31 protein-coding genes and 4 pseudogenes are annotated in these 26,715 nt (G+C 69.1%); 16 read left to right on the forward strand and 19 right to left on the reverse strand.

All coding sequences use genetic code 11. The features are described from left to right. Together AOK17_RS50255 and AOK17_RS31225 are read right to left on the reverse strand one after the other, a co-directional pair. Nucleotides 1–420: pseudogene (locus AOK17_RS50255) on the reverse strand (transposase); the annotation flags it as partial. Nucleotides 421–826: 406 nt separating this feature from the next. Then, entirely contained in the window at nucleotides 827–1,150 is a 324-nt protein-coding gene (locus AOK17_RS31225; protein ID WP_157881435.1) for a hypothetical protein, read from the reverse strand. 153 nt (nucleotides 1,151–1,303) lie between these two features. Here AOK17_RS31225 and AOK17_RS31230 point away from each other — a divergent pair, with 153 nt between their 5' ends. The 5 genes from AOK17_RS31230 to AOK17_RS31250 all read left to right on the forward strand — a co-directional run bounded on the left by AOK17_RS31230 (nucleotide 1,304) and on the right by AOK17_RS31250 (nucleotide 4,595). Then, complete coding sequence (locus AOK17_RS31230) at nucleotides 1,304–1,579, forward strand: hypothetical protein (protein WP_245697471.1); 276 nt, start codon at nucleotides 1,304–1,306, stop codon at nucleotides 1,577–1,579. A 709-nt stretch (nucleotides 1,580–2,288) separates the two neighbouring features. Then, nucleotides 2,289–2,507, forward strand: a complete 219-nt coding sequence (locus AOK17_RS52615) for a hypothetical protein (protein WP_245697473.1) — start codon at nucleotides 2,289–2,291, stop codon at nucleotides 2,505–2,507. A 306-nt stretch (nucleotides 2,508–2,813) separates the two neighbouring features. Further along, nucleotides 2,814–3,356 (forward strand): transposase family protein, encoded by a 543-nt coding sequence (locus tag AOK17_RS31240; protein WP_245697474.1) that lies wholly within the window; start codon nucleotides 2,814–2,816, stop codon nucleotides 3,354–3,356. A 191-nt stretch (nucleotides 3,357–3,547) separates the two neighbouring features. Next, nucleotides 3,548–4,021, forward strand: a complete 474-nt coding sequence (locus AOK17_RS31245; protein WP_055615935.1) for a nuclear transport factor 2 family protein — start codon at nucleotides 3,548–3,550, stop codon at nucleotides 4,019–4,021. Nucleotides 4,022–4,046: 25 nt separating this feature from the next. After that, the gene (locus AOK17_RS31250) at nucleotides 4,047–4,595 is read left to right on the forward strand and encodes a TetR/AcrR family transcriptional regulator (protein ID WP_055615936.1); all 549 of its coding nucleotides are present in this window, start codon (nucleotides 4,047–4,049) and stop codon (nucleotides 4,593–4,595) included. Between the two features lie 351 nt (nucleotides 4,596–4,946). Here AOK17_RS31250 and AOK17_RS50930 read toward each other — a convergent pair whose 3' ends face one another. Further along, nucleotides 4,947–5,171 carry a hypothetical protein gene (locus AOK17_RS50930; RefSeq protein ID WP_157881436.1) on the reverse strand — a complete coding sequence of 75 codons (225 nt, stop codon included), beginning with the start codon at nucleotides 5,169–5,171 and terminating at the stop codon, nucleotides 4,947–4,949. Nucleotides 5,172–5,409: 238 nt separating this feature from the next. Here AOK17_RS50930 and AOK17_RS31255 point away from each other — a divergent pair, with 238 nt between their 5' ends. Together AOK17_RS31255 and AOK17_RS31260 are read left to right on the forward strand one after the other, a co-directional pair. Next, nucleotides 5,410–5,628: a hypothetical protein gene (locus tag AOK17_RS31255; RefSeq protein ID WP_055615937.1), complete on the forward strand. Its 219-nt coding sequence runs from the start codon at nucleotides 5,410–5,412 to the stop codon at nucleotides 5,626–5,628. A gap of 471 nt (nucleotides 5,629–6,099) precedes the next feature. Next, entirely contained in the window at nucleotides 6,100–6,540 is a 441-nt protein-coding gene (locus tag AOK17_RS31260) for a hypothetical protein (RefSeq protein WP_055615968.1), read from the forward strand. A 59-nt stretch (nucleotides 6,541–6,599) separates the two neighbouring features. Here the strand turns inward: AOK17_RS31260 and AOK17_RS31265 are convergent, their stop codons facing one another. The 3 genes from AOK17_RS31265 to AOK17_RS51360 all read right to left on the reverse strand — a co-directional run bounded on the left by AOK17_RS31265 (nucleotide 6,600) and on the right by AOK17_RS51360 (nucleotide 7,991). Then, the gene (locus AOK17_RS31265; protein WP_055615938.1) at nucleotides 6,600–7,433 is read right to left on the reverse strand and encodes an IS5/IS1182 family transposase; all 834 of its coding nucleotides are present in this window, start codon (nucleotides 7,431–7,433) and stop codon (nucleotides 6,600–6,602) included. Nucleotides 7,434–7,503: 70 nt separating this feature from the next. Further along, the gene (locus AOK17_RS31270; protein ID WP_245697475.1) at nucleotides 7,504–7,854 is read right to left on the reverse strand and encodes a hypothetical protein; all 351 of its coding nucleotides are present in this window, start codon (nucleotides 7,852–7,854) and stop codon (nucleotides 7,504–7,506) included. Beyond that, nucleotides 7,851–7,991: a hypothetical protein gene (locus AOK17_RS51360; RefSeq protein ID WP_169801961.1), complete on the reverse strand. Its 141-nt coding sequence runs from the start codon at nucleotides 7,989–7,991 to the stop codon at nucleotides 7,851–7,853. The genes AOK17_RS31270 and AOK17_RS51360 overlap by 4 nt, the downstream gene beginning before the upstream one ends. 269 nt (nucleotides 7,992–8,260) lie before the next feature. Between AOK17_RS51360 and AOK17_RS54065 the strand changes: the two are divergent. From AOK17_RS54065 to AOK17_RS53650, 4 genes and pseudogenes are all read left to right on the forward strand, one after another. Further along, nucleotides 8,261–8,949 (forward strand): annotated as a pseudogene (locus AOK17_RS54065) (transposase); the annotation flags it as partial. 58 nt (nucleotides 8,950–9,007) lie between these two features. Next, complete coding sequence (locus AOK17_RS31280) at nucleotides 9,008–9,874, forward strand: GNAT family N-acetyltransferase (RefSeq protein WP_055615940.1); 867 nt, start codon at nucleotides 9,008–9,010, stop codon at nucleotides 9,872–9,874. A gap of 343 nt (nucleotides 9,875–10,217) precedes the next feature. After that, entirely contained in the window at nucleotides 10,218–10,895 is a 678-nt protein-coding gene (locus tag AOK17_RS31285; protein ID WP_281198649.1) for a maleylpyruvate isomerase family mycothiol-dependent enzyme, read from the forward strand. 142 nt (nucleotides 10,896–11,037) lie between these two features. Beyond that, nucleotides 11,038–11,166, forward strand: a complete 129-nt coding sequence (locus AOK17_RS53650) for a hypothetical protein (protein WP_281198650.1) — start codon at nucleotides 11,038–11,040, stop codon at nucleotides 11,164–11,166. A gap of 372 nt (nucleotides 11,167–11,538) precedes the next feature. Here AOK17_RS53650 and AOK17_RS31295 read toward each other — a convergent pair whose 3' ends face one another. Next, the gene (locus AOK17_RS31295; protein ID WP_055615941.1) at nucleotides 11,539–12,147 is read right to left on the reverse strand and encodes a DJ-1/PfpI family protein; all 609 of its coding nucleotides are present in this window, start codon (nucleotides 12,145–12,147) and stop codon (nucleotides 11,539–11,541) included. A 117-nt stretch (nucleotides 12,148–12,264) separates the two neighbouring features. Between AOK17_RS31295 and AOK17_RS51365 the strand changes: the two are divergent. Further along, nucleotides 12,265–12,450 (forward strand): annotated as a pseudogene (locus AOK17_RS51365) (IS5/IS1182 family transposase); the annotation flags it as partial. A 73-nt stretch (nucleotides 12,451–12,523) separates the two neighbouring features. After that, nucleotides 12,524–13,513, forward strand: a complete 990-nt coding sequence (locus AOK17_RS31300; protein ID WP_055615942.1) for a DUF6215 domain-containing protein — start codon at nucleotides 12,524–12,526, stop codon at nucleotides 13,511–13,513. Here AOK17_RS31300 and AOK17_RS53815 read toward each other — a convergent pair. After that, the gene (locus tag AOK17_RS53815) at nucleotides 13,405–14,133 is read right to left on the reverse strand and encodes a DEAD/DEAH box helicase family protein (protein WP_342671531.1); all 729 of its coding nucleotides are present in this window, start codon (nucleotides 14,131–14,133) and stop codon (nucleotides 13,405–13,407) included. The genes AOK17_RS31300 and AOK17_RS53815 overlap by 109 nt on opposite strands. On the opposite strand from AOK17_RS53815, the pseudogene AOK17_RS53655 reads away from it, so the two are divergent. Together AOK17_RS53655 and AOK17_RS53660 are read left to right on the forward strand one after the other, a co-directional pair. After that, nucleotides 14,020–14,559 (forward strand): annotated as a pseudogene (locus AOK17_RS53655) (GMC family oxidoreductase N-terminal domain-containing protein); the annotation flags it as partial. The gene AOK17_RS53815 and the pseudogene AOK17_RS53655 overlap by 114 nt on opposite strands. A gap of 121 nt (nucleotides 14,560–14,680) precedes the next feature. Further along, complete coding sequence (locus AOK17_RS53660; protein WP_281198651.1) at nucleotides 14,681–14,896, forward strand: GMC oxidoreductase; 216 nt, start codon at nucleotides 14,681–14,683, stop codon at nucleotides 14,894–14,896. Nucleotides 14,897–14,934: 38 nt separating this feature from the next. On the opposite strand, the gene AOK17_RS31310 is transcribed toward AOK17_RS53660, so the two are convergent. The 3 genes from AOK17_RS31310 to AOK17_RS31320 are packed head-to-tail and all read right to left on the reverse strand — an operon-like array spanning nucleotide 14,935 to nucleotide 17,094. Then, the gene (locus AOK17_RS31310; RefSeq protein ID WP_055615944.1) at nucleotides 14,935–15,618 is read right to left on the reverse strand and encodes a PaaI family thioesterase; all 684 of its coding nucleotides are present in this window, start codon (nucleotides 15,616–15,618) and stop codon (nucleotides 14,935–14,937) included. Nucleotides 15,619–15,659: 41 nt separating this feature from the next. Further along, nucleotides 15,660–16,670 (reverse strand): zinc-dependent alcohol dehydrogenase, encoded by a 1,011-nt coding sequence (locus tag AOK17_RS31315; RefSeq protein WP_055615945.1) that lies wholly within the window; start codon nucleotides 16,668–16,670, stop codon nucleotides 15,660–15,662. After that, nucleotides 16,663–17,094: a tautomerase family protein gene (locus AOK17_RS31320; protein WP_055615946.1), complete on the reverse strand. Its 432-nt coding sequence runs from the start codon at nucleotides 17,092–17,094 to the stop codon at nucleotides 16,663–16,665. Before AOK17_RS31320 ends, AOK17_RS31315 begins: the two co-directional genes overlap by 8 nt. A gap of 130 nt (nucleotides 17,095–17,224) precedes the next feature. On the opposite strand from AOK17_RS31320, the gene AOK17_RS31325 reads away from it, so the two are divergent. Further along, complete coding sequence (locus AOK17_RS31325; protein WP_055615947.1) at nucleotides 17,225–17,815, forward strand: TetR/AcrR family transcriptional regulator; 591 nt, start codon at nucleotides 17,225–17,227, stop codon at nucleotides 17,813–17,815. Between the two features lie 28 nt (nucleotides 17,816–17,843). Here AOK17_RS31325 and AOK17_RS31330 read toward each other — a convergent pair whose 3' ends face one another. The 8 genes from AOK17_RS31330 to AOK17_RS31365 all read right to left on the reverse strand — a co-directional run bounded on the left by AOK17_RS31330 (nucleotide 17,844) and on the right by AOK17_RS31365 (nucleotide 26,714). Next, nucleotides 17,844–18,320, reverse strand: a complete 477-nt coding sequence (locus tag AOK17_RS31330) for a tautomerase family protein (protein ID WP_055615948.1) — start codon at nucleotides 18,318–18,320, stop codon at nucleotides 17,844–17,846. A gap of 644 nt (nucleotides 18,321–18,964) precedes the next feature. Then, nucleotides 18,965–19,663 (reverse strand): hypothetical protein, encoded by a 699-nt coding sequence (locus AOK17_RS31335; protein ID WP_063997316.1) that lies wholly within the window; start codon nucleotides 19,661–19,663, stop codon nucleotides 18,965–18,967. Next, nucleotides 19,660–21,297 (reverse strand): serine/threonine-protein kinase, encoded by a 1,638-nt coding sequence (locus AOK17_RS31340; RefSeq protein ID WP_055615949.1) that lies wholly within the window; start codon nucleotides 21,295–21,297, stop codon nucleotides 19,660–19,662. The genes AOK17_RS31335 and AOK17_RS31340 overlap by 4 nt, the downstream gene beginning before the upstream one ends. 178 nt (nucleotides 21,298–21,475) lie before the next feature. Beyond that, a complete protein-coding gene (locus AOK17_RS31345; protein ID WP_055615950.1) occupies nucleotides 21,476–21,937 on the reverse strand; it encodes a hypothetical protein in 462 nt (153 codons plus the stop codon). Continuing rightward, nucleotides 21,930–23,147, reverse strand: coding sequence for an Hsp70 family protein (locus tag AOK17_RS31350; RefSeq protein ID WP_055615951.1), 1,218 nt, complete (start codon nucleotides 23,145–23,147; stop codon nucleotides 21,930–21,932). The genes AOK17_RS31345 and AOK17_RS31350 overlap by 8 nt, the downstream gene beginning before the upstream one ends. Further along, complete coding sequence (locus AOK17_RS31355; RefSeq protein ID WP_055615952.1) at nucleotides 23,144–25,456, reverse strand: dynamin family protein; 2,313 nt, start codon at nucleotides 25,454–25,456, stop codon at nucleotides 23,144–23,146. Before AOK17_RS31355 ends, AOK17_RS31350 begins: the two co-directional genes overlap by 4 nt. 6 nt (nucleotides 25,457–25,462) lie before the next feature. Further along, nucleotides 25,463–26,005 carry a hypothetical protein gene (locus tag AOK17_RS31360; protein ID WP_055615953.1) on the reverse strand — a complete coding sequence of 181 codons (543 nt, stop codon included), beginning with the start codon at nucleotides 26,003–26,005 and terminating at the stop codon, nucleotides 25,463–25,465. A 37-nt stretch (nucleotides 26,006–26,042) separates the two neighbouring features. Then, complete coding sequence (locus tag AOK17_RS31365; RefSeq protein ID WP_055615954.1) at nucleotides 26,043–26,714, reverse strand: hypothetical protein; 672 nt, start codon at nucleotides 26,712–26,714, stop codon at nucleotides 26,043–26,045. Nucleotide 26,715: the final 1 nt, after the last annotated feature.

Genomic DNA, 26,715 nt, shown 5'->3' on the forward strand with positions numbered 1-26,715 from the left:
CGCTCGGCGCGCGCCGAGCGTCGCACTGTCCGTCCTGCGACTGTTGTCCCTCCGCGGCGCCCCCGTTTCGGACGCGGCAGCCGCTTCCAGGGCCGCCAACTGCTCGGAGTCCAGGGCCATCCCGGCAGCGTGGTAGTGCGCCCGTGCTGTCACCGAGTCCACGCTGACCAGGCCCAGGTCCGCCTGGCCCTGGGCAGTGGCCTCGGCAATCACCGCCTCCATCAGGTACTGGAAGACTCCCTGTGTCGCCCAGATCCGGAAGCGGTCGTACGCACTCTGCCAGTGCCCGAACTCGCTGGGAAGGTCGCGCCAGGGGCTGCCCGTGCGGAACCGCCACATCACCGCGTTGAAGTGTTTCCGCAGGTCGGGGATGGGTCCGACTGCGGCGATCGGAAGGAGGAGCTCATTCAGGGCCCACTGCGCGTCGGTGAGATCGCCTCACGCCATGACTGACGGCCTATCAAGAAAGGACTCCATGACGCAGGCGATCTACCGAACTCGTGATCCGGACTCCAGACAGGACCTGGTTCAGAGAAGTCACCAGGCCGCACGAAATAGCGCCTGACCCGGGGCATGGCGAACCTCCGTGAACGCCCCCGAGGAATTCAGCCTACGAGTGGAGTCCTGCGCTCGCACACGTACTGCCGGCTCTTTCGGGGGTCGCCGCGCGCTGGGGGAGAGGCAGGGCCAGCATGGGCGTATGTCCTGGCGCTGGCGTTCACGGGCCACGATCGCGGTGACCTTGGCGAGCTGGTGAGGGCGGCCGGGGCCTGAGAGAGCACGGTCGGCATGGTGTCGTGCCCGCCGACCGTGCTCTCCCTGGATGTCAGCTGCTCGGCAGACTGTCCGAGGCGGCCCGTACCGAACTCACCACCGAGGGCAGGACGTTGCGGGCGTCCAGGGGGTCGGCCACGGTGTTGGTCAGGCGGACGGCCTCCTGGGTGGTGCGCTCTCCGGTCGCGGCGAGGGCGATCGCCACCTGTTCGACCTGCTGGGTCAGCCCGATGTGGCCGAGGGTGTCGGCTGCGGCGCCCGGGTCGCCGTACGCCTTCTCGATCAAGGGCAGGGCCTGCTCCGGATCGGGGGTGACGGTCCTGAACTCCTTGATGTGCGGGTCCTCGGCGTCCTCGAAGAGAATCTGGCCCGGCACGGTCGCGCCCGGCTGGAGCCATGAGAACCAGTACCGGCGATCGGGCAGAACAACGGGAAGACAGCCCAGCAGAGCGTCAGTCAGTCGCAGAGCCACGACCGCCGGAACCGCTTACGAGTATCAATGTCAGTGGCGGCTGGAAGACTGAACGCCGTGAATGGCGATGAGCAACTGTTGCGCGGCCGGATATACGGCCACGACCACGACGACCCTGACCCGGGCCCACGCCCGGGCGGCTCCTACGTTGCACTGGTCGGCGGGCCCTTGGACGGGCTGCTCCTGGATGTCACCGGCTGGACGCCGGACCAGATCGCTGGCGGCGCCGCTCTGTCCACCGAGCTCGGTCGGTTCGGTGCCGGAGGCCGGGCCTTGTACGACCCGCGCCCGGGCGACCCGAGCCGCTTCGACTGGTCCGGCGACAGCCCTTGACCACTCCCGAAGCTCCTTGCGCACCGACCACGCCCCGATCATGGGGAATCCAAGACCCCTGGCGACATCCATGGGACCTTGCGTCGGATCGGTACCCACAATGTTTTCAAGCGCCCCTGAAGCAATGAACCCGCCACAGCGCCGCTGCGCTGAGAACAGAGGCCGTCTCGACAGCCTGAGACGGGGCGTCGCCACTGGACTCGTGGCGGGGGACAGCACGGTGTGGGTAGCGGTCTTCACAGGCGGCACAGCGGTCCTGGCGAGCTGGGTGACCACGGTCGGGAACGCGCGGGCGACAAGGGCCCAAGCAGAGACATCCATTGAGTGGTGTGCATCGTGAAGTCGCAGGTCGCGGGTCTGGTGTGAATGACGAGTTGGGTACTCGCGCCGGTCGGCGGCCGATGACCTTGGTGTAGATCATTGGGTGGTCCGGTTCCGGTGGGATACCTGGTTCGGCTGCGCTCGCGACTTGCCCCCGCCTACGATCCGTCGGCAGGTCGGCAGGTCGGCAGGTCGGCACGCCACGAGATCGCGGGAGGGCCCGGGATGCAGGAGCGGCAGTGGATCGCCGCCCGCCGGAGCGAACTGGATGCCCTCGCCGAGGAGTTGACCAAGCAGCTTCAGGAGGTCCAGGTCGAGCGGGACGAACTGGCGGTCGCGGAGCGGGTGTTGAACCGCTTGGCCGAGCAGGTCCAGGCCGACGCCGAGGTTGTCGCTCCGGTATCGGCGAAGGTGGCCGGGCGCGCAAGTCCTGCTCATCCCGCACCGCAGCGACGCGGCCGAGGAGGGCGCGCTGCCCGGCGACTATCGCAAGATCCTGGCGATCGTGCGGGAGGCCGACGGCCCGGTGCAGGTCAGGGCAGTCGGCGAGCGGCTGGGTCTGAACGCCTCGGTGCGCGGCAAGCTGGAGCCGCTGCGGGCGAAATGACTAAGCTCGCCGATCGCGGCTGGCTGCACAGACGCCCCGACGGGAAGTTCACCGCACGCTCGTAGCCACGCCGCCGGCGGGTGCCTTAAGGACCGTAACCGGCGGGTCCCCGGCGGCAGTTGAGTTTGGTGTGAAGAAAAACAACCCTCTCGCCGGGGCCCAGACGGCCTTGCTTACACCGCACGCCTGCCGCTGTCGAGTGCGACCCTGAACTGGCTCGCCAGTCTGGTACGCGGCCACCTGAAGAAGATCGGCTCGCGGTGGCGGGCCCTGCCCGCGGGGAAGATCGCCGCCATCGTGCTCGCGGTGCTGCGCTGTGACCAGCGGCCGGGCGACCTGGCCGGCGGCAACGGGATACACCGCACCACCGTGACCCGCTGGGTCAGGGAAGTTGTTGGCCTGCTGGCCGCTCGCGCCCCGCGCCTGGGCCGCACCCTGAAGAGGATCACCCGAACGGGTGGCGGGGTGGTGCTGCTGGACGGCTCGCTGATCCGCGCCCGGCGGCGCACCGGCACGGTGAACCGGAAGAACTACTCCGGCAAGCACAAACACCATGGCCTGCTCGTGATCGCGCTCACCGACGGCAAGGGTCGACTGCTGTGGGTATCGGCGGCGCGGCGCGTACGTACCTCGGAGATCACCGGCTACAAGGCCGCCCGGAACCGGCCGCTGACGCGCGGGCAGAAGCTGTCCAACAGGGCCCTTGCCGCAGTACGGGCGCCGGTCGAGCACGGCTTCGCCCACCTGAAGAACTGGCGCGTACTCGGCAAGGTACGCACCGATCCGAAGTGGGCGACCGCCCTGGTGAGGACTCTGCTGGTCCTGACGAACCGCGAAGTCTCTCGGTGACCGACGATCTTCGCCGAAGCGTGACGGGCGCCGACGGCGCCGGGCCGCCGCCCGCCGCCGAGGGGGTTTTCTGAACGCCATCCTCTGCGTGGACCGGACCGGGGTCCCATGGCGTCACCTCCTGCTCGACCACCCGCACAACGGCTCACGACGTAGTAGGTTATAGGTCGACCACTAACGTAGGAGTGAAAATGACAGTCAAGGAAGACGACGCCACCCGCCGCGCCGCTGCCCAGCACGCCGTGGCCGAGCACCTGCGCCTCACCGCTGCCGGACACACCGAGGAGTGGGTGAAGCTGTTCGCCCCGGACGCGGTGCTCGAGTTCCCGTACGCGCCGGCCGGCGTGCCCCAGCGGGTGACGGGGCGAGACGCACTGCGCGCGCACATGAGCAACTTTCCCGAGACCTTTGACGTGGAGTTCGTCGGCCTGGTGTTCCACGAGACGGTCGATCCGAGTCTGGTGATCGCTGAATTCCGCTCGACGGGCACGGCGCTGCCGACCGGCAAGCCGTACGAGCAGACATGCATCTCCGTCGTCCGGACCGATGACGACGCGCGCATCACCCACTACCTGGACTACTGGAACCCGCTGGTGGCGATCGAGGCGCTCACGCCCCACGACGTGCCGTCCGACTCCGACCGCAGCGTGGCTTTTGGAGGCTGAGGGGAGCCGTGTTTGACTGACGCCCATGCCTGCCGCCGGTACCAGCACGAAGAGCGACGAACGACGTCGGGCCATCGTGGCCGCCGCGGTCGACTGCTTCGCGCAAAAGGGTTTCTACGGTACGACGACGCACGAGATCGCAGACTGGGTCGGCGTCTCTCAGCCGTATCTCTATCGCCTGTACCCGAACAAGGAAGCACTGTTCGCGGCGGTGGTCGACCACGTGTCTGTCGTCATGACCGACACTCTGGTCGCTCACTCACCGGCGTCGGGTGGGGCCGGGCCGGCGCCCGAAGCGGCGTTGGACGCGGCGCGCGGCGCCTACACCGCGCTCGTCGCGGACCGGAACATCCTGCGTTTCCTCATGCACGCGAACTGTGCCGTCGGCGAGCCGCTGGTGGAACAGGCCGTGCGCCGGTGCTACGCCAAGCAGGTTGACACTGTTCGGCAGTTGCTGGGCGACGACGAGGCTGTGCGGCGCTGGTTCGGCGCCGGAATGCTCGACAACGTGGTCGCCGTGCTGGGTCTGGCCGACATCGATGAGCCATGGGCGCACGTCCTCACCGCTCGATGACCCGGCACTGGCAGTTCGGCGCCGACGGTCCCGAGTCCTCCTCGTAGGCCAACTCGGCCGATGGGACTCGGCTTCTTCAGCCGCGGGCAAGCTTCGTCCGGGTCGGCCTCCTCCCGGGCGGGCGTCGGGGCGACGGTCGCGGCGGCCTCCGGTCCGCTCCAGCTCCCGCATCCCCACGCTCTCCCGGCGTACCGGCCCGGCCCCGGATCGTAAGAGCGGCACAGCGGTCGACACAGCACAAACCGAGGACGGCTCCGAACGGCATGTCAGACGATCTTCGCCGTGGACACCGGCCGATGACCAGCGCGAGTAGCTCTCCCGACCCTCACACCAGATCCGTGACCAGCAACTTCACGATGCACACCCCTCATTGAGGGACAGCGCCGGGACCATGTGCGAGACAGTCGGCGTAACGCCTACTTGGACCTGATGGAACAGGCCCACGTGATTGGCGAGCTGTACTGGCGAATCGGTGATGCATACGCGCAGCTCACCAATCAGGCCGACCGGCTGACTCGCATTGAGGAAACCCGGATACAACTGCGCAACGGCTTCGACCGACCGCGTCGAGGTCACGAACGGGATTCATCGCCGAGCTCACCGCCGTGACTGAGGCCCTTTCAACCTGGTTGAGCACAGGCCGAGTTGGCGGAAGGTCGGGCGCGGGGAAAGGCGATGCTTCTGGTTAGATGGGCCGACGACAAGCACTCCTTGCGCCTGACCGGCACACCTCAGCGGGATCGTTGTCAAGAACTCCTGCGGGGTAGCTGACAGAACACGGCCGGTGGAAGCCGGCAGACGAAGGATGGATCTCATGGGAACGACGCGGGGCGGACCGGTGGGGGACGAGGACATCCAGGTCCCCGCGGGACGGACCAGGTGGTGGGTGGTCGCCCTCATCCTGGGTCTGCCTGCACTTCTCGTGGTCGGCTTCTTGGCCATGATCGTGATCTGGCTGTTCGTCGACGACTCCTCCGGGGCCGAACAGGGGCCCTCCCACGGTCTTCAGGCGCCGATCGCGGCGAACTGGTAGTTGGTAACTGGTACGGCTGACGCGCACCCTGCCGTTCGAGCGGCAGCGCGGTCACTCGAATGAGACTGCTGAGACCAAGCAAAGGGCCGTCGCCAACGAACCGGATTCCTCGCGCGCGGTCGACCGCAAACTGATCACACGTCTCAAGGCGCCTCAACACGGCCCCGCGCGTGCGGCATGACCCGAGACCGTCGCCAGACCTCCTATCGCAGGTCTATCGCGATCAGTGCGCAGCAACGACAAAGCGTGAGCGTCTGTCAACTTGAAGTCGCAGGTCAAAGGGCTGGTGTGATCGGCTGTCGGGGTGCTCAGGCTGCTCACGGCCGACTGTCTGAGCAGTAGATCGTCCGTCAGCACGGTCAGCGCCTGAGCCGAAAGACGGTCGACGAGATCATTTCGCGCAGGAGATCATGTGTGGGTGTCGCCGGTCCGCTCCGCACCCCCGATCCGTTTCAAGACGAAAGGTTGACCATGTGGGAAGGCTGTACCCCGGTCCTAGGGGCGGAGCCCGAGCCGTCCCGCCGGGAGATCACCGGCTGGGAGATCCCCGGCATTGGCGAGATGGACGTCGATTCCGAGGGGTACCGCACGTCCGTGCTGCCGTCGGACGGATCCCTGCGCATCGAGCTGGCGTTCTCCGACGCGTACGTGGAGTCCGAAGCGATGCCATACCGGCGGCTCGGACCTGTGTTCCTGATCCTGGAGGGCGTGCGGTCCCTCGACATGGAGACCCTCGGGGCACCGGCGGGCCCGCTGTGGAAGCGGCTGCTGCAGGGGGATTCCCAGGACGAGCTGCTGCGAATGGCCTGGGACGAGAACGAGGACGTCCTGCATGTGAGGGACGGCGGCACAGTCCTGAGCTGCCGGGGTGGTACGTGGCACTGGCAGGTCGGCTTCCGGCCCCCTGCCTGAGCCGGGCGGCGACCTGATCACGCAAGAAGCCGACTGACCGTGCCAGGACGGCTTGAAGATCAGCGGTTGACTTCCAGGTTCGTCAGAACGAGCAGTGCACGCAGGAGGTGGGTGGCGCGGGCAGGGTCGGTACGGAGCTTGGTCAGGATCCGCCAGTTCTTGAGGTGGGCGAAGCCGTGCTCGACCGGTGCACGCCCGACGGCGAGGACACGGTTGGCTTCCTTCTGGCCCGGGGTGAGCTTGTGGGTGCGGGTGGCGGCGTAGCCGGTGACGATCACGGGGTCGCGGATGTCGTTGTCCAGACCGCGGAAGCCGAGGTCGGCCAACGCCCCAAGGCCGGCGGCGCGCAGGTGGGCCAGGATGTGATCCTGGCGGGCGGCGGTGTTGTCGTGGGTGGAACCGGGCCGGGCGGCGGATACCCAGATCAGGCGGCCTCTCTCGTCGGTCAGGGCGAGGAAGTGCAGGCCATGACTGCGGTACTTGCCGGAGTAGTTCCGCCGGTCGGCTCTCCCGGTGCGGCGCTGGGTGCGGATGAGGGTGCCGTCGATCAGGACCACCTCCCCGCCCCGTTTGGCGATCTTCTTCAGGGCGCGGTCCAGGCGGGGCGCCTGCGCGGCGAGCAGGACGATCACCTCGTCACGCCAGCGGCGGACGGTGGACTCGGACACGTTGTTGCCGCCAGCCATGTCGGCCAGGCGCTGGTCGTGACGCAGTACGGCCAGGACGATCACTGCGATCCTTCCAGGCGGCAGGGCCCGCCACCTGGACCGTATCGCCTTCAAGTGGCGTCGCAGCAGATCGGCGAGGTGGTTAACGGTGCTCGTGGACAGCGGCAGACGGCACTGGTAGACAAGCGGGCAGGAGTCCTCGGCGCGCTCATAGGTTCTCGTCACACAGTCCCAACGGCCGCCGGGGGCACCCCGATTACGCCCGCACCGCACCGCCAAGAAGTGGCGTGCCTGGTTACAGGCGAGTGGTGAACCGGCCGTCGGGCATTTTCCGCAGCCAGCCAGCCAGCCAGCCAGCCAGCCAGCCAGCCAGCCAGCCGCGGTCGGTCAGCCTGACCAGCTTCCCTCGTAGCGGTTCCAGCTTGGACCGCACGCTGACGTCCACCCCCAGCATCTCGCCGACCTGCCGGGTCATGACCGGTCCGGCGGCCTGCCGCACGACGGCGAGAATGCGCTGGTAGTCCGGCGGGAGCGCGGTCTCCTCCACGTCTGGCGCGCGGTGCGGAATCAGCATCACCGCGCGACCACCCACCTGCCCAGGAGCCGGCGCGGCCGAGGCACGTTCGTCGGCAAGCTGTTCACTCACCCGTTCAAGGACCCGTTCGGCGACAGCGAGTTCGTGCGCTCAGTCCGCACCTCCGCCAACTCCTTGGCCAGCCGTTCCTCGAGTTCGTCCAGCTCCGCACGCCGCGCGGTGATCCGTTCCAGCAGCTCAGGATCCATACACCGGATCGTAGAAGGCACCCAGGCCCCAGAGAGCAGGAACCGGCAAGTTGCCCCCTGACGGACGATCTACTCCTCAGACAGTCGCCCACGAACAGCTTGAGCACTGCGAAATCCGGTCACACCAGCCCTTTGACCTGCGGCTTCAAGTTGGCGGAGGCTCAGTGGGACCCATTGACACTGGGTCCCGCTCTCTCGTATCAGCAGCCGCCCCGGTCACCTACCACTCTTGGTATGTGGGTGGGCGAGTGCCCCCGGCAGGATTCGAACCTGCGCACACGGCTCCGGAGCACAATCAGAGTTCGGCTTGCGAATGGGCCCTGACCAGCCCCAGCGCGTCCATCAGAGCGGTGACATGGGCGGAGGTAAAACCACCCGGGCGGCCTGCCGCGGCTGGATCTGCTTCGAGCGCGAGGCGGGGTTCACCCGCAGGCCGTCGACCGGACGTATCTGGGACGGCGCACCCCGGTCGAAGGTGAACGGCCGCGGCTCGGGCGGGTCTCGGTCGCCGGGATGATCGCGATGCGTCCGGGCTCGCGGACCCGGCTGTGCCGCCGTCTGCGGCGCCACACCGAACGCAAGGGCGAGCGCCGCCGCTTGTCCGAGCACGACTACATCGCCCTTGTCGACGGCGTGCACCAACTGCTCAAGGCACCGATCGTGCTCGTGTGGGCCCGCCTGAACACCCACGTCTCCCACAAGATGCGTGACCTGACCGAGGCGCGCGCCTGGCTGACGGTGTTCACCCTGCCCGCCTACGCACGCGAACCGAACGCGGTCGAATGCCTATGGGCCTACGTGAAACACAGCCTCGCGAACCTCTCCAGTGTTGCCCTCGACCGACTCGCCGCGCTCGTGCGCAACCGACTCAAGCGCCTCCAGTACCGGCCCGACGCCCCTCGACGGTTTCCTCGCAGGGACCGGACTCGCCATCGACCTCCCGCCGCCATCACCCTGAAGCGCTTCGGCAGCTAATCGGTTGCACGCCACCGAAACGGGAGTGTCAGATCCCGACTATGACGATTGTGCTGAGGACGCCGACGGCCGACGGAGTGCGCGAGGCCATAGCGGCGCTGCGGGAGTGGCAGCACGACGAAACGCCGATGCAACTGCATCCCGGGGACATCGGCTGGAACTACCGGTTCGGAACGGCCGAGACGGCCACAGCGGTACGGACCTGGAGCCGGAGCGGACGGATCCTCGCCGTCGGGATGCTGGATTCGCCGACGCTCGTGCGGATGACGGTCGCTCCCGACGCTTTCCATGACGAGGACTTGGCGCGCCGGCTCATCGAGGACTTCTCGCTGCCCGAGCGCGGCGTGCTGCAGGAAGGAGCGGTATCCATCGAGGCGCCGCAGGGCCTGCTGCTCCACGACCTGTTGACCAAGGAGGGCTGGGGAGTCGACGAGCCGTGGACGCCGCTCTTCCGCGACCTCGCCGAAGAGGTGGAGGACCCCGGTGTGCGGATCAAGGAGATCGGCCTGGAGCAGGCACAGGACTTCGCCGATGTTCTGCGGTCCGCGTTCAACCCCACGAAGTCCACGCGCGAGTACCGGCACAAGATGTCCGCGGCACCGTTCTACGCCGACGCCCGATGCCTGGGTGTTTACGACGATCAGGGCAACCCGGCGGCGGTGGTGACGGTCTGGTCGGCCGGCCCGGGGAAACCGGGTCTGGTCGAGCCGATGGGCGTCCACGCAGACCACCGTGGCCGTGGCTACGGCCGGGCGATCACCGTCGCCGGGGCGGCCGCACTGCGGGAGATGGGCTCGTCAAGCGTGCGCGTGTGCACGCCGAGCTCCAACGTCGGCGGTGTCGCCACATACAAGGCGGCCGGGTTCGCGATGAGGCCGGAGATCGCCGATCGGATCCGGAAGGTCTGACGTAGACCGGATCCGGAAGGTCTGAGGTAGGGGTCTCCGGACCTTCTCACCATGCCGCAGTGCCTCGTACGGCGGCCGTACGAGGCGCTCTGTTCGCGGCTCGACCGGACATCCACTGCTCCAACTCCGGGCGAGTCCGGCCGACGAGGGCGGTTCCATCCGTCATCCGCATAGTGCATCGCGCATACCAACGAGGTACTGCGTACATGACCGTCAGCCAACGAGTGGACGGTCTGTCGGCTGAGCGGTGAGCCACTCAAGGAACTCGCTGCCCAGGCGCCTGCAGTCCTCAACCAGACCCCGGCCCTGTAGGACGGAGAGCCATGCAACCCCTGTCTCAGCTGTGATCGAGGCCCACCGGACACTGGAGAGGCTCGTGGCCAGCCTGAGTGACCGGCAGGTCGCCGAGGCATCCGCCCTTCCGGGTTGGTCACGCGGCCACGTCCTCGCGCATCTCACCGACAACGCGAGAATGTTCGCCCGTCTCGCGGAACATGCCCTGCGCGGTGAACTTGTCGCGGGCTACGACGGCGGGGTCGACGAACGCAACGCGATCATCGAGGCGACGGCCGGCCGCAGCGCGGCCGAGCACCGCGCGCAGCTCGCCGCGCACACGGCCGGGCTGGAGGCATCCTGGGCACGCGCCACCGACGTGGACTGGAGCCGTCCGGTGACGTTCCGCAACGCGAACCTCGCCGCAACTGTCTTCGCACGCTGGCGCGAGGCATGGATCCACATGGTCGATCTGGAACTCGGCGTGCGGCCGGACGACTGGCCCGAGGACCTGGCTGCGCACACCATCGACATCCTCCTCGGCCGCCTTCCGACAGGCGCACGCCTCCGTGCGGAGGACGTGGGCCGCCAGTGGTCCGTCGGCGCTGGGCCTCCGGGCACGGTGGTCACCGGAAGCCTGCGCGACCTGGGGGCCTGGCTGGCCGGACGTACGCCGGTCGTGTCACCAGCGGCGGCGGAGGAACTGCCTGATCTCGGGCCCTGGCCGCCCCACCCTCCAGCGCCATGACCGCCTGCGACCTCGTCACCGGGCAGGGGTGTGGGGCACGCCGATCTCGGCCCGAACGGCGCAGGAACTGCCTGAATCACCCCGTAGCAGCGTGACCTGACCGGCCGAGAGCCGAATTCCGTTCTCGAGAGGAAAGAGCGCCATGCGTGCCGACATTGTCTGGTGGGACCTGTCCGCCTCCGGACAGACCATCGAGTCCATGCGTGAGTACCTGCGTGAGGAATCCGTCGCCGCGTTCTCCGAGGTGCCCGGACTTCGCTTCAAGATGTAGCTCTCCGATCCGGACAACAACCGCTGGGGAGCCGTTCTGCTGTGGGAGTCGGAGGAGGCGTCCCGGCAGGCGCTGCCCAGCCGGGCGCTCGAACTCATCGGCTACCCACCGCAGATCGTGCACGGGTTCGACGCGGAGGCCACGACCGAAGGCCGATACGAAACGCAACAACTCGCCCTGCAAGGGTTGGCGTTCACCGAAACAACGCAGAGGAAGTCAAGCTGACGGGCAACCAGCGGGGACAGCATGTCCTGGCCCCGCCTTGTTCGCCGCGTCCATGGCTCACGCGTACCCCGGACGACGCCGCGCCCTCAATGCGTTCAAGAATCGTCGTCGTGATCGCAAGTGGCCCGAGATGCTGGTTGCGAGCAGTCAGCGCAGTGCAACCGCGCCTGCGTGGACGGCACGGAGGGCCCGCTCGACAGTGTCCTGCTTTTCGCCGACCGGAGCCACGTAGTCGATGACGGCGCGCGCCGCGTCCTCCGTGAGCATTCGGGTGATCACCCACGTGGCGAGATACTGGGACGCCAGGCAACCGCCCGCCGTAGCGATGTTCCCCTCGGCGTGGAACGGCGCGTCCACCACGGTGACGCCGCAGGCTTCGACAAAGGCTCGGCTCTTCATGTCCGTGCAAGCCGGCATGCCCTCCAGCAACCCGAGCCGGGCGAGCACCAGCGCGCCGGAGCACTGCGCACCGATCAGCTGTCGTGACGGGTCGAGCGGCAGCCTGGAGAGCAGCCTGTCGTCGGCGACCACCTCTCGCGCCTTCACCCCGCTACCGATCAGCACGACGTCGGCTTCGGTCACGAACTCCATCGGGCGCTGCCCGGTCACCTCGACGCCGTTCATCGACGTGACAACCGGCGTCGGCGTAGTGATGAAGGCTTCCAAGCCGTCCTTACGACATCGGTTGATCAGCGCGGAAGAGATGAAGCTGTCGAGCTCGTTGAACCCGTCGAAGGTGACCACGGCGACCTGCATCACAACTCCCTCAAGCACAGCATCAGAGGTCCACAGTTTTCCTGGCGCGCTGTTCCCGGTCGAGAGCCAATCAGTGGCTGGTGGCATGCCTGACGGCGCTCTGTGTGTCGAGTCCCGAGCTGGAACCGACTGCCACCCGGATTCGCTCTGTCGGGCGTCAACGCCGTCCGCCGGTTCACCGAGTGGACCGAGGCCCGGGTGTGGGCCAAACTCCACCGCCTGGTCCTGGATGAACTCGGTTCGCGGGGCGGGCCGGACCGGCTGCCCTGCCCGATCGCCTCCGCCAGTGTCCCGGCCCTCAAAGTAGGCCCTGCACATGCTCGGAACTGTGGCTTCCACCACGGCGAATGTGATCTTGGCGTGGTGAGATCGCCGGATGCTCGGTTTCCTCATCCGTCTCCTGCCGTTCTGGGTCCGCGAACCCCTCCTCATTGCAGTCGGGTCGGTTCTCGGCGTACGCATCATGTATCTCGCCGTCCACGATCACGAATGGGTCGCGGCCGGTCTCGGCGTGGTGTTCCTCGTGTTCACAGCCATACGCATCTACGTGGTGGTCCGGGCCCTGCGCGCACGCCGGAACCCGAGTCCGGCAGCCTCGGCGGACGGGGCGGCGGCCGATGCTGCGGCCCAGGCCGGAACGGGGCCGCGTCCCGGCCCGGTCACTGCGGAGAAGGACCACAACGCATGGGGCCAGGCCGTTGCGGCCGTGGCCGTGTTCGGGGCACTCGGGGCCGTGCTGTGGGTAGCCCCACGCGTGATGCCGTCCGACGTCAGTACACCGCAGCCCGCCTCGTGTTCGGGTGGGGCACACGAGGAGCTGCCGAAGGTCTACCAGCAGACGCCCCGGCCCGTGACCGGCGAAGAGCTGTGCAAGGCGCTCAACCGGCCAGACCTGGCCAAGCTTCTGGGAACGCCTGAAGAGACCGCTACCACTGCTTCCGGCACCAACAACACCGCCCCGTTGACCGATGGGAGGGTCGCCAATCCGGAGGCCGAGGTCGCCTTCGACACGTACACCGTGAACGTCTCGGCCACTTACAACAAGCTGACGACCGACCAGTACGTGAAGCTGATGAAGTTCGGGGACGAGACGGACATCAAGACGCTTACGGCTGTCGGTCGGCCCGCGGTCTTCTCCTCGGCTCCCACCATGAAGATCGAGATCGATCTCGGGAGTGGCGGATCCGGCGGACCGGTCGAACAGGGCCCCCTGGCCAGGACGCTGACCGTGGCGCTGGACCGCAATGACCGGGGCGGTTACTGCGACATTGTCGTGTGGAGCAGGTCAGGAGCCCTCCCTGACGACAGCGTTCTCCTGGACATCGCCGAACGGGTCCTTCCGAGGATCCCCGAACGGCCTGCCTGATGAGACGCGGAGAACAGCTGCCTCGGCAAGACCGAGGACAACAGCACCGGTCTGTCTCTGCTGGGCGCGCGAGTCCATGAACCTGGCTTCGGACGCTGCCTCAGCCCGGACCCGCTCAGCGCGCCGTATTCTCCAGATCCCGCTGTCCATGCGGCCAGTTCGTCCGGATCGGTGTTACACGGCACCCCGTCGCTCTCCTTGGCCCGCAGCGAGCACACGCCCGCCATCGCACCCCCACGCCCACCACGGCGCCACGCACGCGTCATCTGGGTCGGCAGATCGAGGATCGGCGCCAGAACCAGCTCACGCCGTGCGGCAAGTCGGCGTGATGATTCCACGGCGATCAGTGTCTTGCCGGACCCGGTGGCGGCGACGACCTGCGTTCTCAGGCCTCTGAGGGGAGGCGGCCGTCGGAGGGGGACCTGGAGGTGCCTGACCGTGTTCAGGAGCATCGGGGACGTTCGGATCGAGGACGTCCCTGGAGGCTGAGCCTGAGGGTGCTCCGAGTGGTCATCACCAACGGCCGCGCCACCGGAGTTCTCGTCGATCGCGGCGGACGCCGCACCACTCTCGACGCGGGGCAAGTCGTGCTCTGCGCGGGGTCGTTCGTCACCCCGCATCTGTTGCACCTGTCGGGCATCGGACCGCGCGCCGACCTCGAACGCCTGGGTCTGCCCGTGCTCAAGGACGCTCCCGCCGTCGGCGCACGCTTCAGCGATCACCCCCAGGTGCTACTGGAATGGGCCCCGAGTTGGGACCTGGGCGAACCCACCGACTCCTGGCTGGGCGGCTGCGTGCACCTCTCGTCCTCCGACAGCGCCTACGAAGGTGACCTGGAAATCCTCCAGTCCTTTACCCCCGTGGCGGCACTGGTCGCTGGAACTGTGACGGTCCCGGGTGCTCCCTTGGCTTTCCTGGCGTCGGCCCAGACCCCTCGCCGTATCGGCAGCCTGCGCCTCCGGTCGGCCGACCCTGCCACGCCTCCGCGCATCGAGTACGGCTATCTGCGGGCACCGGAGGACCGGCGCCGCCTGCGTGAAGTCGTCCGTATCACGGCAGAGTTGACTGCCACCCGCGCCTTCGGCGAGGTCTGCCGAGCTATGCTCGGCCCCGGCCCCGGAACCCGTCGCCGACGGCCGTGCCCTGGACGCGTGGATCGCGGGCCACCTGGGAACCGCTCACCACGCCTGTGGCACCGCACCGATGGGACCGGCCGACGATCCCGCCGCGATCGTCGACCAGTACGGCCGGGTCCACGGCCTCGCGGGACTTCGCGTGGCGGACACGTCCGTCCTTCCCGAGGCCCCGTTGCGCGGCCCGGCGGCCACGGCCGTACTCATCGGCGAACTCGTCGCTCACGCAATGCGCCACGATCTGCCCTGAGGCGAACAGTGGCGGCAGGCACGCGCGGCACGTGGTACTCACCGCACGGTCGGGAACAGAACGCGGGCGCGGTCGGGGTCGGGCGTGACGAAGACACCGTCCGCGGTGACCACGACGGCCGACGGGTCCTCCGCGGTGCTGATCGAGCCGTCCACGAAGACCTTGCGGCCCTCGGTGCCCGTGACCCGGGCGTGGACCCACAGGGGCGTCTCCAGGGGCACGGGCCGGCGGTAGCGCACCTGGAGGGAGACTGTCATGCCGGGCAGTCCGGCAGCGATGCAGGCTCTGCCCATGAGTTCGTCCAGCAGCATGGCGCTCATTCCGCCGTGCCCGTAGCCGGGCGGTCCTTCGTGGGCGATACCGAGGGTGCAGCGGCCGACGGCGCCATCGCTGTCCGCGGTCACCTGCATTGGGGGAGCGAGAGGGCTCCCGGCTCCCGTCACGGGGCTGTACATCCGTATCTCTCCGGGGAATTCGTCGACGTCCGGGATCTCCGCCCTGGTGCGTCGCCGACCGGTCAACTGTCCCCTGATGAGGCGGACTTCGTCCGTGATCCGATGTAGGACCTCGGTCGGGGCTGCGGTGCGTACGGTCGCGTCCACGAGGGCCCTCAGTTCGTGGCCGAGAGCGGCAACAGCCTCCCGTTGGAGGTCCAGTTCCGTTCCCGTCGTGCCTGCTGTGTCGTGGTTCGTCGCTGGGGATTCGATCTGTATTGCGTTCATCAAGTTTCTCGGTCGGGGTGTTGGCCGTGGTCGCGACGCGGTCAGCCGTCGGCGCGGACGAACACGGGCTTGAGGCGCCCCTCGGGCAGTTCGTGAGGGAGTTGTTCCCAGTCGAGGACGTGGGAGACGACCCGTGCCGGGTCGACCTTGCCCGAGGCGGCCAGTTCGAGGGCGTCGGGGATGTGGTTGCGGACGTTGTCGCGGGCGATGCGCAGGGTGACGCCGGTGAGGTACATGTCGAGCAGGGGCAGTTCGCCGGGGCGGAAGTGGTTGCCGGCTGACTCGCAAATCCCTTCCGGGGCGAGGGACTTGACGGCCAGGGCGAGCTGTTCGACGCGGCCGGTGGCCTCGACGGCGATGTCGAAGCCGTGCTGGACAGGTTCCAGCGTCTCGGCGGTGGCGGCGCCGTAACTGCGGGCCAGTTCGCGGTGTTCGGGGTCCGGGTCGACGTAGAGGACGTTGGCGGCGCCGAGCGCGCGGGCGATGTCGCACACGTAGAGACCGATGCTGCCGCGGGCGACGACCAGGACGCGGGCGCCGGGCTTGTTCTTGAGGTGGGGTGCCACCAGGCGCCAGGACAGGGACCAGTTGTCGCTGGCCGAGGCCATCGCGACCGGGTCGAGGCCCTCGGGCAGGGGCACCAGCATGGCGTCCGCGTACGGCACGCGCACCAGGTCGGAGAAGAGGCCGCCCCAACTCCCGCCGATGGGCGCGCCGTACATCGCCATGTGCGGTACGGCCGTGCAGTGGGCCGTGAGTCCGGCGCGGCAGTGGTCGCAGGTGCCGCAGTTGATGGACCAGGGGACGACCACCAGATCGCCGGGGGACACTGCCGTCACCGTGTCGCCGATGTCGACGACCCGGGCCACGCACTCGTGGCCGAGGGCGAAGGGCGGGTCGATGAAGCCGTGCCCGGCCAGGATGGCGGAGTCGACGTCGCAGGAGGTGGCGGCGACCGGGGTGACGATCGCCTCCTGGTCCGACTGGAGCTTCGGGTCGGGTGCCTCGCGCCACTCGACGGTGCGCTTCGCGACGTAGGTCAGTTCACGCATCGATGCGCTGCCCCTTCGCCAGTGCCACCAGGTCGGCGTAGCGGATGACCGAGCCGCCCGCGCCCCAGGTGCCTTCGGCCTGCTCGTGGACCAGCACCCACACGCGCAGTGCGTCGTCCTGGGACAGGCCGGCGGCGCCGAGCACCGTCTTCGTTGCGTCCCCGACCAGGCCCGCCTTCCGGCGCTCGGACAGTGCGCCCTGCGGGACGGTGACGTCCACGAGGAAGCGGGGCTCCTCGTCCTCGGCGGTGGTCTGCGCACCCTCCGGGAGCTCGACGAGGTAACTCCATGCCTGGGCGCGGAAGAACGCGGTGTCGGGTGCTCCCTCCCAGCGGAGCAGGACGGCGGCCAGGTCGCGCTGGACAGTCTTGCGGCCCTCTTCGGTCAGGGAACCGGGCGGGACGGTGAGCCGGATCATCGGCATGTGGATATCTCCCTTTGTGCTGCACACGCGGTCTATGACAGTCGTTATATCCGAGGTTCACGCTAGACTATGACGAGCGTTATATCCAGAGACATCCAGTGACCAGACACATTCAGTGAGGGGCATCGCCGTGGCCGGATCCAGCGCGCCGTCGCGTGACCGCATCGTGGCCGGTGCGGCCGACATGATCAGCAGGCGCGGTCTGAACGCCACGAGCATCCGGGACCTGGCCAAACACGCCAAGGCCCCGCTCGGCTCGACGTACCACTACTTCCCGGAGGGGAAGCGGCAGTTGGCGACCGAGGCGGTGCAGTACGCGGGTACGGCCGTGGCTCGTCTCCTCCGCAAGGAGCTGGACGCGGGCCCGGCCGCGGGGCTGCGCGCCTTTCTCGCCCTGTGGCGCGGCATCGTCGTCGAGAGCGACTTCCGTGCCGGCTGTCCCGTGCTGGCGGTCTCCGTCGAGGAGCCCCCGGCCGACGAGATCCCGCCGGCGCTCGCCGCGGCGGCCGAGGCGTTCGAGGACTGGGAGCGGCTGCTCACCGAGGCGCTACGGGAACACGGCGCCGACCACGACCGGGCCCCGGGGTTGGCGGCCCTGATCGTGGCGTCCGTCGAGGGCGCCATCGCCATGAGTCGAGCCAAGCGCAGCATGAAGCCGCTGGACCAGGTGGCACAGCAGCTCGAAGCTCTGATCGACGACGCGCTCACCCGTCGAGCCTGAGGGTCCTGGGGGTGCGGGACGTTCGGACTCAGGCGTCGAGCGCCGTGCGGATCGCCTTGATCTTCTCCTCGGTGAACACGCCGCTGTCGAGGAGGGAAAGGACGGGGAGGACTCCGCCGCTGGAGCCCCAGCTTCCCTCGTCGATGACCCGGAAGTTGACCCACCAGGCCGGGGACGGCTCCGGCAGCCCGCAGGCCTCGGCCATCGAGGCCAGGACGCGCTCGATGACCTCGGCCCGGACCTCCCGGCGCCAGTCGCCGTCCATGACCGCCACGTCGATCACCATGACGTCGAGCCCCTGACCGGTGTCCGCCAACAGGCGGCCGCCGATGGCCATCATGTCCGGCTCGCGCTCGACGAAGTGCACCTGGAACCCAACTCGCGCGGCCGGTGCGAACTGGCCGACCTCCGGCACGAGCACCGCGTCCGTCAACGTCTCGGCCAGCGCGCGACGCTCCTCAAGGCTCAGGCGCCCCTTAGGGGTGTTCACGGTGATGACGGTCACGACTGCCTCCTATAACGATCGTTATAGGAGGCACCGTACACCCGGCCTATAACGGTTGTCATACCTGTAGTGAGGGTGCGCTTGGACAGTGGCGCCCACGAGGCTGTCAGCCCTCTCCGGCGTCATTCGCCGCACGGTTCCCGGCTGGTTGGGGGCTGGGTGCGACGGATCCTTCGGCTCGGTCCAGCGTGGAGCGTTCGCGTGCTTCCGATGGCGCACCATGTGGAGTGCGTCGCGATCCATGAACCGGCTACCCAGGGCTCTTGACCTGCGGCTTGCCGCGCATCAGGCGCATCTGACCCAAGGGCCCCATGCCGACTGGGTCTGCGAATCGACACCCAGCAACCTCGGTGGCGGGGTGTGTTCGCGGTGGCGCTCATGGACTGTCTCGGAGACATTTACCAGGACTGGAACGACGGTGGCGTGTCGATCGGAGGGGTCGCCGAGCGTATCTCTGCCGAATCCGAGTGCATTCGCCGTGAGCTGGGCGACTGCCGACATGGAGGAGTGCACGCAGCGCGCGTCGCATGCTCGGTGCGAGTACGCCTGCACCAGCGACGGTCTGCCGTTCGGAAGGCGGACATCGCATCGATCATGACCGCCAACCCGACCAGTACGGCAACGCGCCCGGTTCCTCCCCGCCGTCAGGAGCAGTCGTACACGAAGCGAATGGTGGCTGTGTGGCGGCTGGGGGAGAGGACGTGCAACTCGGCCTGGGCCCGGTATCGGCCTTCGCCCCGGAACGTCCACAGCAGATGTACCCGTGCCTTCTTCTGGCCCCCGGGCACCACCTCGCGCAGGACGGCCGAGGTCGTGCCGTCGCTGCGGACCCAGCGGTAGGACAGGGTGCCCGGTCGGCCGTTCGTGTTGATCACTCCGATGATGTCCGCGGTGTTGTCGCATTCCACCGTCGTCTGGCGGGTGGTGACGGTCACCCGGTCCGCGGTGAAGCCGGTGCCGGTACGCTGCCAGGCGAGGAACGCGATGACCAGGAGCAGCACCAGCGCCGGCAGGGCGTGTCGGCGCAGACCTCCTCGCGGACGCCGGGTGGGCGTCGGCACGGCGGCGGGCAGCTGGGCCCCCGAACGGTGCGAGAGAGCGGCGGTCACACCGGGGCCGAAGCGCAGGACCGTTCCCTCGACTCGGTCGGGCCGGGTCTCCGGCGTGGGCGGTGCCACGGCGGTTCGGTCCTCTTCCGGCGTGGTGTCCTGCTCGGGTCTCTGGAACCAGTGACTCCCCAGCACGGTGGCTCTGTACTCCGCTTCCGCGTCGGCGGTGTGGTCGGGCGGAGTGGGCCAGGAGCCGTTGCCGGGCGGGGTGGTGCGGTCGTTGGTCGGAGTCAACGGATGTCGCACCCCCTCGTCAGGAGCTGCTGTGAGGCGCCGCCGTCGGCGGACGCAGGAGCTGTCGTGGCCTGCACGGCCCAGTAGCAGCCCTTGCCCTGGAACGTGTGGTCGACAGTGAACGTGTACTGCGTGGCACCACTGCGGTCGAAGGTCTGGGGCGTTCCGTCCGGCGTGCCGAGCTGCCCACTGGTGTCGCCCGTGTACCAGGACACGGTCACGGAGATCGGCCCGGTGCCGTCCGTGGTGACGGAGACGGTGGTCGTACCCGTGGTGGGGCCTGTCTGGCGGAAGCCGGACACGGCGACGTCCTTGACCGTGGGCGCGGTGGGAGACGCGGTCGTCGGGGCGGGAGTGGTCGTCCCTCCGCTGGGCGGCGTGGCTTCTTCCGCCGGGGTCGAGGAAGACGCCGAGGGGCCGTCGGATGCCGAGCTCTGCGAGCCGGACGGGAAGGGGCCGGTCGATCCGGGGGATGCCGAGGACTCTGCTGGGTCGGTGGGGTCGGCCGACGAGGTCGGTGAGGTGGGCCCCGACCCCACTCCGGGCTGTGCACTGGTCGTGGCGAACGCTTCGGCCACCTGGTCGGTCGCCTGGCCGTCGTTCCGCGGCACGCCGTACGCCAGTGCGATCGCCAGGAGCGCGGCCGCGGCCGACACGAGCACGCCCGGGCGAGTGGGCCGCCACCTGTGGCCCCGTCCACCGCCCCCGCCGGCTCCGGGGCGCAGGACGGTGCGGGCGGTGTCCATGGTGGACTCCGGGCCGGGGCGGGCCGAGGGGCGCAGCAGCACCAGTAGTGCTGCGAGTGCGGAGAGCCTGCCGCGGCCACGTTCCTCCCACTCCGGTCCGTAACCGGCGACGGCCGCCGCTTCCAGGTCCGCGACGAACGCCGCGGCGTGCGAGGGACGTTCCTCGGGCGACTTGGCCAGGCCGCGACGGACCAGTGACCGCACCGCCTCGGGAACCTCATCGGCCGGTACGGGCGAGTCGACGTGCCGCAGCGCGAGTTCGGCGAGGTTGTCGGCCGGGTACGGCTTGTGGCCGGTCAGGCACTCGAAGAAGGTGGCTGTCGCCGCGTACACGTCGCCCGCGGGTGAGGCGGGCGCACCGGTCCACTGCTCCGGGGCCATGTAGGAGGGTGTTCCGGCCACTCCGGCGCTCTCACCCGTGGTCACCGCGATGCCGAAGTCGACGAGCTTCGACGCGCCGTCGGACGTGACGAGGACGTTCTCCGGTTTGTAGTCGCGGTGGACCACACCTAGCCGGTGGGCGTCGGCCAGGCCGAGCAGGGAGCCCTTGAGGATCACGAGTGCGGCTTCGGGTTCCAGCGGACTCTGCCTGGTCAGCAGGGAACGGAGGGACACACCGTCCACCAGCTCCATCACGATGGCGGCGCCGTCGGGGCTCTCGACGTACTCGTACAACCCGGTGACATACGGGCTGTTCAGGCCGGCGAGCAGTCGTGCCTCCGCGCGGAAGTCGTGGACGAAGCCGGGGCGGGTGTGCAGCGACTCGCTGAGGTACTTCACCGCGACCGCGATGCCGGTGCCTTCGTGCACGGCCAGGACGACCCGGCCGCTCGCCCCGGAGCCCAGCTCCAGCGATTCGGTGTATCCAGGAACTTCCCATGTGTTCATCCGCATCCCCTCAGGGCCGTCGTGGTCCCGGAGCCTCGGTGAGGCTCGGAAGCTTCGGGCCACGCGATGGGAGACACATTTTCGGCCATGTCGGTTGCGGTGGGGCAACCCCCGATCGCGATGTCGGGCGGATTCCTCGGTCGCGGCCGAGGATCTGCGTGCGCGGTCCGGCAGCCGCTCAGAGGCCGCACTCGCAGTGGCACCAGGTGAACAGGGCCTGGGATTCACCGAGCCATTGGTCGGCCATGGCGCGGAACGCGCTCTGCGTGATCCGGCAGGCCATCGGGAGGGCACGGAAGCCGAGAAGGTAGGGCGGCTGCTCGCCGTCGAGGTTATAGACGGACAGGGTGGGGGCGTACCACTCGATGTTCCAGGCGTTCGCGGCGGCGGCCGCCAGGGCCAGCTGGTCGTCCTTGAGGTAGCGGTCGTCGGTGGCCATCACCAACAGCATGTCGTTGCTCGTCGCCGCGAAGTCGAGCTGGATCTTCCGCTCGGCCTCGGGATGGTCGAACTCGATGGTGACCGATGACGCGTTGACCTCGTACGGGCGGTGCTGGCGCCGCACCCAGTCGTTGACGAGCCGCCGCCAGTGGGTGGCCAGTTCGAAGGCGTCCTCCGGCGCGTGGTCAGTGTCAGGCATGGCCTGCGGCCTCCCTCACCATGCGGTCGGTCAGGCCCGCCTCCAGCAGTGATCTGACCTTCGGCGGCAGGGGCCGTTGTGGCGCCGCCGCCGGCGCGGTGCTCCGCGCCAGCCAGGCGGCGCCGGTCGCCACCGCGAGTTCGGGTTCGGAGACGGACAGCACCGTGCGCCCGGAACGTTCGGCCAGCAGGTCACCCACCATCGGAAGCCGGGAGCTGCCGCCGACGGGGACGATCAGGTCGAGGTCTTCCCAGCGCAGCCCCTGCGACCGGAGTACACGCTCGCACTCATCGACCGTCTCCGACAGCAGGGGCCGGACGGCCTCCCGCAGGTCCGCCTGCGTCAACGTGACCTCCGTCGGCGGATCGAGCATGGTCAGCAGGTCCGAGTGTTCGGAGGAGACGGACAACTGCTGCTTGAAGGCCGTACAGGCCTCGGCCAGCATGATCGCGCGCCGCAGCGTTCCGGGATCGCCGGAGCGGGTGGCTGCCCGACGCAGGCTGTCCACCGCATCGGGACAGCGCTCCCGTACGAGGGACAGCACGGCCTGGTCGATGGCGATTCCGCCGACGTCGGGCAGCCCTCCGGGGGCGCCGAGCACGGTGAACCCCTCCCTCGTGCCCTGGGCCACCGCGAGGTCGAACGTGCCGCCGCCGAGGTCGTAGACGAGGACCGTACGGTCGCGGTCCAGCCCGTGGTCGTGCAGGGCGTACGCGGTGGCCGCCACCGGTTCGCTCTGGATCTCGACGATCTCCGGCGGCAGTCCCGCCGCCTCGGCGGCGCCCACCATCAGGGTGTGCCGACTGCCCTCCCAGGTGGCCGGAACGGTGATCACCACCCGGGACGGGGCGGCGGCGACGGCCGCCCGGGCCTGCTGGACGAGAAAGCCGAGCACTTCCGTCGTCAGCTGCGCCGTCGTGAATCCGCGCTCCCCGAGCCGGTGCGGATACGGCTCGCCGAACTCTCGCTTGAACTCCGCGCGGAACCGGTCAGGACGCTGCAGGCGCGAGTTCTGCGCGGCCTGGCCCACCACCACGGATCCGTCGGGCAGGAGACATACGGCGCTGCGCACCGACGTGGCGCCGTACGGGCTCACCGGATCGCGTACCGGCAGCGGCTGATGGCCGTGGCGCAGGACGACCAGCGCGGACGACCACGTGCCGAAGTCGATCCCGTAGACCGGCCCCGTCGGGCCACCGTCGCCGGTCATGGCGCGTCGAAGAGGTCGGGGTCGAACGAGGCGCCGAAGTCCTGGGCCGATGGGGACACGACATCGGTGCCGAGGTCGTCGGCCGGTGTGGTGGGAGTGTGGACGGCTGGGTCCTGGGGCTCGACGGAGTTCGTCTCCTGGGGTACGGCGGTGGGCGGGGTCCAGGGTGCGAGCGCCTCCGGGTTCTGCGGCTCGAGGGTTCCCGCATCCGGCGCGGAGGCCGTCCCCACGGCGTTGGCCTCGACGGCCGGGGAGTTCTTCCCGGTGCCGTCGGCCGCAGCCAGGGCGGCTTCCGCGGTGACACCGAGAGCGATCTCCGCCGCTACGCCGGCGGCGGCGCCCTTGGCCGTGGACGTCGTGGCCGGGCCGACGGGTGCCGGAGTTGTGGCCGGCGCGTCAGGGCCGGGCAGTTCGGGGCGTCGGGATGCCGGGAGGGCGTGTCGTGGTGGTGCGGATGCCAGTCGCTCCACCCGGGCCCGCAAGCGGTCGAGTTCGCCCTGCAGGCTCCGGTAGGTCTGCTGACGGACCAGCAACTCGCCGCGCCGCCGCGTCAGTTCCGCCTTGGTGCGACCGGTGGCCTCCTGGAGTCGGCGGCCGGACTCGGCCAGGGACTCCTGCTGCGCGGCCAGTTGGCCGTTCAGTTCCGCAGTCAGAGCCTGGGCGATGTCCCCGAAGGCCTGGTTGAAGGACTCCGTGGCCTGCCGGCGCAGCACGCCGAACTCCTGCGTGGTCAGTTGGAGCAGCCGGGCGTTGCGTTCCTTCTCGGCTCGCTCGTGCAGGTCCTTGCGGTGGTTGCGGACGCCGTGGACGAATCCCATGGTGCCGAGGCCCAGCATGACGGCGAGCCCGCTCAAGGGCTCCACGAAAGCGACTGCGGCGCCCGCACCCACGCCGGCCATGCCGGTGGACCAGCTTGCCCGGAACTGGTCGAAGAATCGGGCGGGGCGCACGTTGAGCGGCACGCTCGGTACGGAAATGGCGGCCGTGAAGGGCGGTTTGGGAGCCTGGGGCGAGGTGAGTTCCAGGCTGGTGTGCTGTGCGAACTCCTCCATCAGGGCGACGGCGACGGTGGCCAGTCGGTCATGAGCCTCCGTGAGTGCTTTGAGCATGTCGGAGGTGACCTGGCCGACCACCTCGTCCGCCGCGGGGTCGGCACCCGCGTTCACCTTCTCGTGGTAGTCGCGCAGCCCCGCGTCGAAAGCCGACTGCAACGCGGTGCGGGCCGGCCGGGTGTCCTGGTCGAAGCGGCGGCGAAGCTCCGTACGCCACTGCGCGCTTCCCGCGGACAACTGCTTGACCCGGTCGGCCGTTTCGGTCACCTCCTGGCGGATCCGCCGCAGTGACGCGTCGGACTCCAGCGCGGCCAGCTCGTTGACCACGGGGGAGCCCGCCGTGGTGACGGCATCGCCGAGCGCGTCCAGCGCCCGGCGCAGCTGCACGGCACCGCAGGTGGTGGCCAGCCCCTCCCACAGTGCGAGATCCAGCTCGGGAAAGTTGGAGTCGGCGAGCAACTGGTCGTCGGCACGGTCCCGGAGCCACTTGAGCTTACGGAAGGAGGAGACAGGAACGACGACCAGACGTTCCGGGGGCCGGCCGGTACGTACGGCGATCTTCTCGCGGGCTCCGGTGACCACCGGGACGGGATCGCGGACTTTGTCGGTCTTGGTGACCACGGTGACCACGACCTCGCACCTGGCGAGCGCCCGGTCGAGGAAGTCGAGTTCGTAGGTGGCGAGCGGCTCGATGGCGTCGCAGACGAAGACCAGGCCGTCGGCGCGTTCCAGGAAGGCGTGTGTGACTGCGGTGTGTTCGGAGTTGACGCTGCCGAAACCGGGCGTGTCCATGAACACCAGCCCGGTCTCCAGCTGCGGGACGGGGGCCTTGATCTCCACCAGCCGGACCTGCTTGTGGTTGCGCGGGTTGCCCTGCTCGGTGACGAACTCCGGAAGTCGGTCGAGCCCGATGCGGACCTGACGGGTACCGCTGCCGTCCGTGGCCCCCGCATCGGTCATGTGCACCACGGCCTGTTCCCGCGGGCCCCAGCCGAGGGTCGACACCACACACGTGGCCACGTCGACGTCCACGGGGAACAGCCCGGGCCGCTCCACGAGGGCGTTGAGCAGCGAGGACTTGCCACGGTTGAACTCTCCGACGACCACGATGTGGCAGGTCCCCTGGTCCAGGCGGGCCAAGGACTGGTCGATCAACTCTCGCCGGCGGGGGCCCAGTTCACCGGAGATCGTCTCCGTGAGCCTCGGGAAGGCGGCCAGGACGTCCGCGCGCAGGCGGGTGAAGGCGTTGTCCCGCATGGTGGTTCACCTTTCGTCGGACAGGTGCCGGCGGAGGAACTTGGGCGCCAGCTGCCGGTAGTAGGGCGTGAGGGACGGTTCCAGCAGCCGGCCCAGCAGTTGACCGAACTGCCCGGCCCAGCCGTCATCGGGTTGCCGCCCGCGCCCGAGCTCGTGCAACAACTCGTCGTAGAGGCCGAAGAGGTGGGTGCGCAGCTCCCGGTAGGCGGCGGTGGTCAGTCCCTCGACGGCCGGGTGCGGGAAGCGGCCCACGGGCTTCGACCACTGCGCACGCGACCGGTGCGGCGCCTTGAAACGTAGATCCGTGTACTCGACCGGTCGTCCCGTCGCCCAGTCGAGCGTCACTGTGGCGAACGGCGGGAACAGGTCGGCACCGCCTGCCGGATCCGGGCGCAGGACGAACAGCGGCAGCCTCATGTAGACCCGGGGCACGCCATCCTGCAGAACCGGCACGGGCAGCGGCCAGCCGATGCCCGACTCCATGGGGACCAGCTGGTGGAACAGTGGTGAGCGGCGCAGCTCCCGGCTCAACGCCTCGGAGCGGGGCACATCGTGACTCGAGGCCGTTGTGAGGCGGGCACTGGGATCAGTGGGGTATGTCATGCGGTGGGCCACCTTCCTCGTTCGGTTCCGAAGCCGGTTCCGCAGTCGGGTCCGAACCCGGTGCGGGAGGAAGTTCAGGAGCCGTGTTCGGTGCGGTCCGCTGCTCGGGCCGTACGTAGGCGATGACCTCCTGGTGGCGCAGCAGCGCCCCGCCCCACAGGTAGCCGGGGCGGACCGTCTCCGCGATGGCTCCGTGGTGCCGCCCCGAGGGGTCGTCGCGGGTGGCCACGACGTTGTGCCGGGCCGGGTCCACCGGGCCGGAGTCGTCGACCGGGGTGACATCGGAGGCCGCCAGTGCGGCCAGCACGGTGCGGCGTACCCAGGCCAGTACGGGGTCGGGAGTCCCGCGGCCGGGGGAGTCCGGGGAGTCGGGGGCCGTGGGCAGCTCGGCGAGCCGGTCCAGGAGTCCGATGAGGGGTGCAGCGACCGCTGGGGCGGACGGCCGGGCCGTCGACGGGCGCGTTGGGGCGATGGGTGCCGGGCGCGCCACCTGCTCGGACCTCGTGTGCGGCACGTCGTACGACTCCTCGTACTCGGAGCGCAGTTCCCGCTCCATGCGGTCACGTTCCTGGATGAGCCAGGACGCGCACCGGGCGGCGAGATCTTCCAGGTCTTCGCGGCTGCCCATGTCCCGTTCGGCGTTGTCGCGCGTCATG

The sequence above is a fragment of the Streptomyces phaeochromogenes genome, from assembly GCF_001418655.1.
In the GTDB taxonomy this organism is placed as follows: Bacteria; Actinomycetota; Actinomycetes; order Streptomycetales; family Streptomycetaceae; genus Streptomyces; species Streptomyces phaeochromogenes.